We start from the raw sequence: 9,694 nt of genomic DNA on the forward strand, positions 1-9,694 counted from the left end.
AGCGGCATCCTCCCCGCCGCCCGCTTTTGCGGCGGGGAGATAGAGCGTACAGCAGGCACGGCGCTTGCAAAAGTGCGCTTAGCCTACTGCTCCTGATTGTAAAGAAAATGGGGCGGGTACGGCAGTGATTGGCAAGGAGGCGCACCTTCCAAACCGGGCGGTGCGCTATGGGGAAAACGGGGGGCCTGGCTTACTTTTTCAGGTACAGGCACAGGTTGTAATAATCAATGATTGCTTTCCCCTTCATCAGTATGTCGGCACCTATAATGCCCTGTACGGGTTTCACTTTGTACTGGCTCAGGGCCTCGTTTACATGGCTCATGTCAAAAATTACCAGGGCAAGGCTTTTTGTAGACCAGCGCCCCAGCTTGAGCGAGTTATTTTCGGAAGCCTGTGTGGCCATGCCGGTAGCGCCTGCCCCCGCGGCAAGCGTTTTTGAGTCGGATGCGCTGAGCCCGAAATAGCCTATGCCTTCCAGCCCCACACAGCTGTTTGACGCGCCGGTATCTAATATGAATTTTCCGGGTATGCCGTTAATCTTACCTTTTATGAGCAGGTGCTGGGTTTTTACTATTTTGAACTTTATTTTTTTGTAGCCTTTCGGTTTAAGGTTACGGTAAAGATTTTCCATGGTAAAATAATTCTTTCAAAAATACTTTAAATACACATAAAAGTGCTTCACAAAGGCTGCAACTTTGTAATTTTGCGCCATGCAACATGATATTTTCCTGACTGATACCCACACGCACTTATATAGCGAAGAATTTGATACTGACAGGGACGACATGATAGCGCGCGCTATCAGTGCCGGGGTGCGGCGGTTTTATGTACCGTCTATAGACTCATCCTATACGCAACAGATGTATGAGCTGGAAGCTAAGTATCCCGGGCATATCGCCCTCATGATGGGGCTTCACCCCACTTACGTAAAAGAAAATTACCTTGAGGAGCTTGCGCATGTGGAAGAGGAGCTTGCCCGGCGGAAATTTGCCGCTGTGGGGGAGATAGGCATTGATCTTTACTGGGATAAATCGACACTTAAACAACAGCAACATGCGTTTAGCTACCAGATCCGGCTGGCTAAAAAGTACAACCTGCCCATAAACATCCACTGCCGGGAGGCCTTTGATGAGGTTTTTGAAGTACTGGAATCTGAAAAAGGAGAGGGTCTTTATGGTATTTTTCATTGTTTTACCGGAGATTTTGAACAAGCCCAAAAGGCTATCGGCTACAATATGAAGCTGGGAATAGGCGGTGTGGTAACCTTTAAGAATGGTAAGATAGACCAGTTTATAAAAGATATTGGCCTGGAGCATATTGTGCTGGAAACAGATGCGCCCTACCTGGCGCCGGCGCCATACAGGGGCAAAAGGAACGAGAGCGGCTATACCCTGCTGGTTGCTGAAAAGTTAGCGGCGCTGTATGGTGTGACAACAGCAGAAATTGCCCGTATCACTACGGATAATGCCTCTGAAATTTTTGCCATTTAACAAAGAATTTCAGCTAAATTCACTATTTTTTTGTTCTTTTGTGGGATTATTTAATTTAGAATAAGCACATGTCGAAATTTGATCATATCAGGCCGTTTTATGATACAGAAGTAAACCAGGCTATCCGTAGCATAATGCACCACCCTATGATGAAAGCACTCATGAGCTTTACGTTCCCGGATGTGGATGACGCGGTGTGGATGGCGCAGCTGGAACGTACGCATTCCAAACGCGATTTCCAGGTAAATTTTATTTACAAAGCCGTACAGAAAGTACTTGAAAAAAGCTCGGAAGGGCTTACTTCATCAGGCTTTGAAAAGCTTGAAAAGCACACGCCTTACCTCTTCATATCCAACCATAGGGATATCATCCTTGACACGTCATTGCTTAACGTTTGCCTTTATGACCACGGGCTGATAATGACGGCTTCGGCCATAGGCGATAACCTTGTGCAGAAAGCATTTTTACATACGCTTTCAAAGCTGAACAGGAACTTCCTTGTGCAAAGGGGGTTGCCGCCGAGAGAACTGCTGCAAAGTTCAAAACTGATGTCTGAATACATATACCAGCTTTTGGTGCATGAAAACAGGTCGGTATGGATTGCACAGCGCGAAGGGCGCACAAAAGACGGTAATGATGCCACACACCAGGGTGTCCTGAAAATGCTGGCTATGGCAAGCGACAATGAAAACCTGATGGATTACTTCAAAAAGATACGTATTGTTCCCGTATCTATTTCGTATGAATATGATCCCACAGATGCGCTGAAAATGCCACAATTGATGGCAGAAGCTAACCAGGAAGTCTATATAAAGGAAAAGAACGAGGATTTTATGACCCTGCTGAGCGGTATCATGGGGCAGAAGAAAAGGATACACATCCACGTAGGCGACCCGCTGGCACATGAGCTTGACGAGATAGCCTCCCAAAATGATAATGCCAATAAGCAGATACAGCTGCTGGCACAGGTAATTGATGATTCTATACTATCAACATACAAGCTATGGCCCACAAACTATATAGCTTATGATATACTGAACGCTACTGCCCAATTTAGCAGCAAGTATACCGAGAAAGAAAAGCTGCTGTTTGAAAGGAGGCTCGAAATGCGTATCGATATAGATAATAAAATGATGCGCGAAAGCTTCCTGGCAATGTATGCTAACCCTGTTATGAACAAAATGAAGTACCAGGATGCCCTCTAAGCCTAATATCCTGTTGCTGTACACAGGCGGAACTATAGGCATGGTGAGGAACTTTGAGACAGGCGCCCTCAAGGCTTTTAACTTCAGGAAGCTCCTGCAGCACATTCCCGAACTGAAACACCTTGACTGCCATATTGATACAGCTTCTTTTGAAAACCCTATTGATTCTTCGGATATGGATCCGGAGAAATGGGTCAGGATGGCGGCTATAATAGCCGATAATTATAATACATATGACGGCTTTGTTATCCTGCACGGGTCGGATACCATGTCCTACTCAGCATCAGCACTCAGCTTCATGCTGGAAAATCTCAGCAAACCGGTTATTTTCACAGGTTCACAGCTTCCTATAGGCGATTTGCGGACTGATGCAAAAGAAAACCTTATAACGGCCATACAAATCGCCTCGCAGCAAAGCCGGGGGGAGGCTGTAATACAGGAGGTTTGCCTGTATTTTGAGTATAAGCTTTACCGGGGGAACCGCACCACCAAAATCAATGCGGAACATTTCAATGCGTTCGCCTCACCTAATTACCCGCCGCTGGCCGAATCGGGCGTGCACCTTAAAATAAACACCGAGCTACTGTTGCGGCAAAAGGGCCCCGTGATTGTAAACCCCGATATGGATAACAATGTAGTGATAGTAAAAATGTTCCCGGGTATTAGCGAGCAGGTTTTATCCTCCGTGATTAACATACAGGGGCTTAAGGGCCTGATACTGGAAACCTATGGCTCCGGCAACGCCCCTACCGAAGCATGGTTTATAGCCATACTGGCAAAAGCCATACAAAACGGCATACATATAGTAAATGTAACCCAGTGTTCCGGCGGCAGCGTAGTGATGGGCAATTATGAAACCAGCACAAAGCTAAAGGAGATTGGGGTAATATCAGGAGGCGATATAACGACCGAAGCCGCGATAACCAAACTGATGCACCTTATCGGCAAAAACAGCCCCGCAAACCAGTTTAAAGTTTTATTCGAAACCCCTTTGCGCGGAGAAATGTCGCAATAATTTTTCAGTATTGTTTTTTAATCCTATTTTTGCAACCGTAATTTAGAGAGGTGGCCGAGTGGTCGAAGGCGCACGCCTGGAAAGTGTGTATGCTCCAAAAGGGCATCGAGGGTTCGAATCCCTTCCTCTCTGCTGAAACCTGCAAAGCTGTTCTTTTGCAGGTTTTTTAATTGATTAGGGGTAATCCATCATTTCGATTGTATATATGGCTATTTGCCCTGCAATTTTAGCAACACACTACAGGCCGTACAGGGAGAGCCGGAGCTGTGCCTGGCATTATTAAGAAAGTACCATAACTGCACTCAGGCCATTAACAGGCGGAATCATTTATAATTTATCATGGGCTGAAGCCCTGCAACCCCTTGCCTGTGGGTTTTCTTGTAAATTATTTGTATATGTTCTTCATCTTAAGGTAGGGATATCTTTGGTGTAGCTGTTTAATTAAATATTTGATTTGCAGGGTATCAAAAAATAAAAATTATTGCCCTAAAATGATAAACAAATATTTTTTTTAATATTTTTGGGTAGAAAATTCAGCGCATTATGAAAAAAAACTACGCATTTATAATATTTATAAGTGTTTTATGTGTTTTTACAATTCTTTCCTGTTCTGACTCTGAAGACGGGGGCTACATACCTGTTGTGCCGGTATCGCCAGTTACGGTAGACCTTACTGCCGTGCCCTATCCCAAGCTTTCAGATTATAAATTTTTTGAAGGCCAGATGAAAAACCTGCAGCCTGCGCTTGATGTGCTTCCTTATGAGCCTGTAAGTTCACTTTTTTCTGACTACGCCCATAAAAAACGTTTTGTCTGGATGCCAAAAGGTACCCGCGCAACATATGATGCGGACGGTAAAGTACTGCAGCTTCCTACAGGCGCTGTTCTAATTAAAAATTTTTATTATGATAATGTCCAGAATGTGCCACAACCGGGCACTTCTCGTATTATTGAAACACGATTAATGATACGCAAGGCAGACGGATGGATATTTGCAGATTATGTGTGGAACGCTGAGCAAACCGAGGCATTCTATGATATGGCCGGAAGTTATACCACAGTTACCTGGAAAGATGAAGCCAATATCACGAAAACTGTCCAGTACAGGATCCCTTCCGGGGAACAATGTTTCGTATGCCATAAGTCAAGCAGGCTTGTAAACGGCGCCGTAGTAACCGAAAGCCTGCCTATAGGTATAAAACCCCAAAACCTCAATTTTAATTACAACTACACAGACGGCCCACAAAACCAGCTTTCAAAGTGGATAGCGCAGGGTTATCTACAGGATAATTTTGCATTTCCATCTACCACTAATACGGCCATAAATTATGCCGATGCCTCCAAACCTCTTGAACTCAGGGCCCGTTCATATGTAGATATTAACTGTGCACACTGCCACTCGGCAGACCGGCATTGTGATTACAGGCCTATGCGCTACGCCTTTAGCGAAACGGGAGTTGACATCACCAATATGGGTGTGTGTGTTAATACCGAGGATATGCAGGGCTTCTCTCCAAGCCTGGGGAAGATTGTGTCAGGCAGGGAGCCTGAAAATTCTATGATGTTCTTCAGGATTAATACTACAGATGAAACGTTCAGGATGCCGCTTCACGGCAGGACCTTAATTCATGATGAGGGCATAAATCTCATACGCGACTGGATAAACTCCTTAGACTCCTGCGAATAAATAAACAAACTACTTACTATATTTCTAAACCCTAAAAAAAATGAAAAACAATTACTTCAGTAAAATTTTTGCCATACTCTGTTTTGGCTCTGGTACATATAGTGCCGTTGCCCAAAACAGCTGTGCGCAGGCGCTACCGGCAACTGCAGGTACCATAACAGTATCAGGTATTGACGGTACAAATACTACAACCGCTTGTTTGACACAGGCAAGCATGGCAGAATGGTATGCTTACACACCAACACAAAACTATAGTGTAACCGTGACTTCAGACCTGGCCCAGAACATCTGTAAAGACACCCGCTTTAGCGTTTACACCGGCACCTGTACAGGGCTTGTTTGCCTTACAAGCGATGACGATTCCGGTGTTATTGCGTGTAACTCGGGAAATACGAATTCGTTCCTTTCCAAAAAAACATTTGAAGTTACGGCGGGAGTTACTTATTACATCGCCTGGGATAACCGGTGGAGTGCCGCCGGCTTTGATTTTCAAATAATAGAAGCGCCAATCGTGCCCAGTCCCTGTGCTACGGCTACAACAGTTACAGCAGGTATTACTACGGTTAATGCTATTGATGGTACAAATGTAAATACTACCTGTTCTACTGCCTCTCAGGCAAAATGGTACAAGTATGTGCCTACACAGAACTACAGGGTAACTGTAAGCTCTGACCTTCCTGAAAACCTTTGTAAAAACACTAACTTCAGTGTTTATACGGGTAGTTGTTCCGGTACGCTTACCTGTGTGACAAGTGATGATAATTCCGGTGTTTTAGAATGCAATGTCGGAAATACAAATTCTTTTCTTTCAAAAAAGACTTTTGATGTTACGGCGGGTACAACATATTACATAGTGTGGGATAATAAATGGAGTGCCGAGGGCTTTAATTTTGAAATTACCGAGCAGGTAATTGTGGTGCCGGTAGCTTATTCATCGCAATCGGTATCAACAATAAACAGCCAGTATAATATTTGCGTAATAGATATGAATGACGATGGTCGTGACGATATTGTTGGTGTAAGCCCTAACACGCTTAAAGTTCACTATCAAAACGCTGATGGTACATTCACCATATCTAATATTACAGTACCCGGCACCAGTAAAATGCCTACCTGGAGCCTCGCCGCAGGCGATTATAACAGGGACGGCTACAGCGACCTAATCCTGGGTTCTGGTAACGGCCTTAGTTTCTGGCAATCAAATGCTACGGGTACCGCCTACACCAGTATTACACCAGGGGAGTATATATTCTGCCAGAGAACAAATTTTGTAGATATTAATAACGATGGCCATCTTGACGCTTTTTCCTGCCATGATATTGACCCTAATGTCTATTATCTTAATGACGGGGCGGGTAACTTCACCTACTACCAGTCAGGCATAACACCGGGGGCTTACAACCTCGGCATTATTCCGAGTGGTGGTAACTATGCTTCATTGTGGACAGACTTTGATAATGACGGCGATGTAGATATGTTTGTATCAAAATGTTCAGGCCCGCCGTGTGAACTTCACAGAAATGATGGCCCGGCAGGATATACAGATATTTCCGCCACGGCCGGAATCAATGTTACGCCGGTACAGTCATGGTCTTCTGCTATTGCTGATTTTGATAATGATGGAGACATGGATATCCTTGTAGGCTCAAACGGTTCAGTAAAATCAATGCTTTTCAGGAATAACCTTGATACAACCAATACTACTGAAGAGGCTTACAGCAACGTTTCTTCAGGATCAGGCTGGGATACCGATACTACCATTAACAGGGACTATATAGCCTATGATTTTGATAATGATGGTTTTGTAGATGTTATGGGTAGCGGCAATAAAATTATGTTCAACCAGGGGGACCTTACCTTCCTGCCTACAAACTATCCTTCAGGTATAAGTGTTGGCGCGGTAGGTGACCTGAACAACGATGGTTTCCTTGATGTGCTTAACGGCAGTAACATCCGCTATGCAGTGCCAAACGGCAACAAATGGGTAAAAGTAAGGCTTAAAGGAATTCAGAGCAATATCAACGGTATAGGTGCCCGTGTTGAAGTTTATGGCAGCTGGGGTAAAATGATCAGGGATGTGCGCAGTGGCGAAGGCTTCCAGTTTATGAGTACATTATCGGCACATTTTGGCCTCGGTACAGCTACAACTATTGATAAAATAATCATCAGGTGGCCTTCAGGAACAGTTGATACGTTACTAAATCCTAATATCAACCAAACTCATTTAATTGTAGAGGGGGCTACATTAAATACTATAGGGGCAGCCAGCAGCATGTTTATGGTATATCCTAACCCTGTAAGTGATGTTCTTACCATCCGGCCGGGTACTTCTGCGCCACAGATTAAAAGCGCGGAAATATTTGACCTTAATGGCAGGCTTGTACAAAAATCAGATGTTCTGAATAACGCAATCACGGTTAAAAACCTTGCTGCAGGAAGTTATATCCTTCTGCTTAATGCAGTGGATGGAAGCAAGCATACACAAAAATTCCTTAAAAATTAATTACAATAGCGCAAGTAAATAAAAAGGGGCTGTCTCACTTTTGAGACAGCCCCTTTTTATTTTAATGGTTTACTTTTCCCAGGGCATGCTCGATGGCATGCTTCAGTTTTGGGATAGCGCCCATTATGGCTTTTTCAATAGTATCGGCGTGGTTTACCACAGCTACATTTTTTAGTCCTGCTATGCGGGCTTCAAGCATACAGCGTTTGTCATTATCACCTTTTTTTACGCCGCTGTTTTCATCGCCTAATTGTACTTCAAGGCGGGTTATACGGTCTTCAAAACGCTTTAGTGAATCGGAAAGAAGCGATTCAAAATATACTTTCATCCTTTCTTTACCTTCAATATGATTATCGGTATTGACTTCTATAAGCATAATTTTTAGTTTTTAAGGTTATACACAAATATAGTAAACATAACTATGCCGAAAAATGATATAAATCAGCTTAACGCCTTGTTGTGACAATTTTATTTTTCTTTTCAGCAATATAATCTTACGCAGGTACTACCTGTAGTGAGCCGTATACATCTTTAAAAGAAACTAAATATAACCCTTTATCCAATGGCTTTTTGTAATTTAAAAAAAATTGAATCATTTACACCCGTCAACCGGCTATTAGTACCAAAAAATTTCGATATTTGCGCACTAACACAACTATAACGTTTTCGTAATGGAAGAAAGGCACAAAACCTTAGGGGAATTTATTATTGAAAAACAGGAAGACTTCAAATATTCTTCAGGTGAACTATCCCGGCTTATTAATTCTATCAGGCTTGCTGCCAAGGTAGTAAATTATAAAGTAAACAAGGCCGGGCTGGTGGATATCATTGGTAAATTTGGGGAGCAGAATGTGCAGGGTGAAGACCAGCAGAAACTGGATGTTTATGCCAATGAAATTTTCATGCAAACCCTTATCAACCGTGAAATTGTATGCGGGATAGCTTCTGAGGAAAATGATGATTTCATAACCGTACAGGGGCAGGATGGCTGCCACAACAACAAATATGTAGTGCTTATTGACCCGCTGGACGGCTCATCAAACATTGATGTAAATGTTTCGGTGGGTACTATTTTTTCTGTATACAGGCGCGTTACGCCCATCGGGACCCCCGTTACCATTGAAGATTTCCTGCAGCCCGGTATTAACCAGGTGGCGGCAGGCTATGTAATTTACGGTACATCAACCATGCTGGTGTATACTACCGGGCATGGCGTTAACGGTTTTACCCTCAACCCTGCCATTGGTACTTTTTACCTTTCGCACCCTAACCTGCAGTTCCCAAAAGAAGGTAATATCTATTCTATAAACGAAGGCAATTATGTACATTTCCCGCAGGGGGTTAAAGATTATATAAAGTACTGCCAGCTCGAGGAAGGCGACAGGCCTTACACTTCGCGCTATATTGGCAGCCTGGTAAGCGACATTCACCGCAATATGATTAAAGGCGGCATATACATTTATCCCACCAGCGCCAAAGCGCCAAAAGGCAAACTGAGGCTGCTGTATGAATGCAATCCCGTAGCTTTTATAACTGAGCAGGCCGGGGGCAAAGCCTCTGACGGTTTTACCCGTATCATGGAAATAGAGCCTACAGAGCTGCACCAGCGTGTACCGTTTTTCTGTGGGAGTTATAACATGGTAGAAAAAGCAGAGGAGTTTATGGCGAAGGCCGGTAAATAAAATTAGCCATAAGCCAAAAGGGCCATAAGGCAAAAATAACCACTAACTATTCATACTACAGTAAATAATAGAAGCCGTCTCAATACTTAAATTTTGAGACGGTTTTTTATTTG

At 43.6% G+C, this 9,694-nt stretch carries 8 protein-coding genes and 1 tRNA gene; 7 read left to right on the forward strand and 2 right to left on the reverse strand.

The features are described from left to right. Window positions 1-190 precede the first annotated feature (190 nt). Window positions 191-631, reverse strand: coding sequence for a retropepsin-like aspartic protease (locus CHU92_RS04210; RefSeq protein WP_094412925.1), 441 nt, complete (start codon window positions 629-631; stop codon window positions 191-193). A gap of 91 nt (window positions 632-722) precedes the next feature. On the opposite strand from CHU92_RS04210, the gene CHU92_RS04215 reads away from it, so the two are divergent. From CHU92_RS04215 to CHU92_RS04240, 6 genes are all read left to right on the forward strand, one after another. Beyond that, window positions 723-1,490 (forward strand): TatD family hydrolase, encoded by a 768-nt coding sequence (locus CHU92_RS04215; RefSeq protein WP_094412939.1) that lies wholly within the window; start codon window positions 723-725, stop codon window positions 1,488-1,490. Between the two features lie 68 nt (window positions 1,491-1,558). After that, window positions 1,559-2,695, forward strand: coding sequence for a 1-acyl-sn-glycerol-3-phosphate acyltransferase (locus CHU92_RS04220; protein ID WP_094412927.1), 1,137 nt, complete (start codon window positions 1,559-1,561; stop codon window positions 2,693-2,695). Continuing rightward, window positions 2,685-3,710 carry an asparaginase gene (locus CHU92_RS04225; RefSeq protein WP_094412930.1) on the forward strand — a complete coding sequence of 342 codons (1,026 nt, stop codon included), beginning with the start codon at window positions 2,685-2,687 and terminating at the stop codon, window positions 3,708-3,710. The genes CHU92_RS04220 and CHU92_RS04225 overlap by 11 nt, the downstream gene beginning before the upstream one ends. Window positions 3,711-3,754: 44 nt before the next feature. Then, window positions 3,755-3,842, forward strand: a tRNA-Ser gene (locus tag CHU92_RS04230). Window positions 3,843-4,253: 411 nt separating this feature from the next. Then, window positions 4,254-5,396, forward strand: coding sequence for a hypothetical protein (locus CHU92_RS04235; RefSeq protein ID WP_094412932.1), 1,143 nt, complete (start codon window positions 4,254-4,256; stop codon window positions 5,394-5,396). Window positions 5,397-5,436: 40 nt separating this feature from the next. Then, window positions 5,437-7,899 carry an FG-GAP-like repeat-containing protein gene (locus tag CHU92_RS04240; RefSeq protein WP_094412933.1) on the forward strand — a complete coding sequence of 821 codons (2,463 nt, stop codon included), beginning with the start codon at window positions 5,437-5,439 and terminating at the stop codon, window positions 7,897-7,899. A 61-nt stretch (window positions 7,900-7,960) separates the two neighbouring features. On the opposite strand, the gene CHU92_RS04245 is transcribed toward CHU92_RS04240, so the two are convergent. Beyond that, window positions 7,961-8,275, reverse strand: coding sequence for an HPF/RaiA family ribosome-associated protein (locus tag CHU92_RS04245; protein WP_094412935.1), 315 nt, complete (start codon window positions 8,273-8,275; stop codon window positions 7,961-7,963). 295 nt (window positions 8,276-8,570) lie between these two features. Here CHU92_RS04245 and fbp point away from each other — a divergent pair, with 295 nt between their 5' ends. Continuing rightward, window positions 8,571-9,581: a class 1 fructose-bisphosphatase gene (fbp, locus tag CHU92_RS04250; protein WP_094412937.1), complete on the forward strand. Its 1,011-nt coding sequence runs from the start codon at window positions 8,571-8,573 to the stop codon at window positions 9,579-9,581. The last annotated feature ends 113 nt before the right edge of the window (window positions 9,582-9,694 follow it).

The organism is Flavobacterium cyanobacteriorum, from assembly GCF_002251835.1.
Classification (GTDB): domain Bacteria; phylum Bacteroidota; class Bacteroidia; order Flavobacteriales; family Flavobacteriaceae; genus Flavobacterium; species Flavobacterium cyanobacteriorum.

Bases quoted from the DNA above. Each gene is read 5' to 3' on its own strand.
- CHU92_RS04245 (WP_094412935.1), bottom strand. From the start codon at position 8,275: ATGCTTATAGAAGTCAATACCGATAATCATATTGAAGGTAAAGAAAGG.
- CHU92_RS04210 (WP_094412925.1), bottom strand. From the start codon at position 631: ATGGAAAATCTTTACCGTAACCTTAAACCGAAAGGCTACAAAAAAATA.
- CHU92_RS04240 (WP_094412933.1), top strand. From the start codon at position 5,437: ATGAAAAACAATTACTTCAGTAAAATTTTTGCCATACTCTGTTTTGGC.
- fbp (WP_094412937.1), top strand. From the start codon at position 8,571: ATGGAAGAAAGGCACAAAACCTTAGGGGAATTTATTATTGAAAAACAG.
- CHU92_RS04225 (WP_094412930.1), top strand. From the start codon at position 2,685: ATGCCCTCTAAGCCTAATATCCTGTTGCTGTACACAGGCGGAACTATA.
- CHU92_RS04235 (WP_094412932.1), top strand. From the start codon at position 4,254: ATGAAAAAAAACTACGCATTTATAATATTTATAAGTGTTTTATGTGTT.
- CHU92_RS04220 (WP_094412927.1), top strand. From the start codon at position 1,559: ATGTCGAAATTTGATCATATCAGGCCGTTTTATGATACAGAAGTAAAC.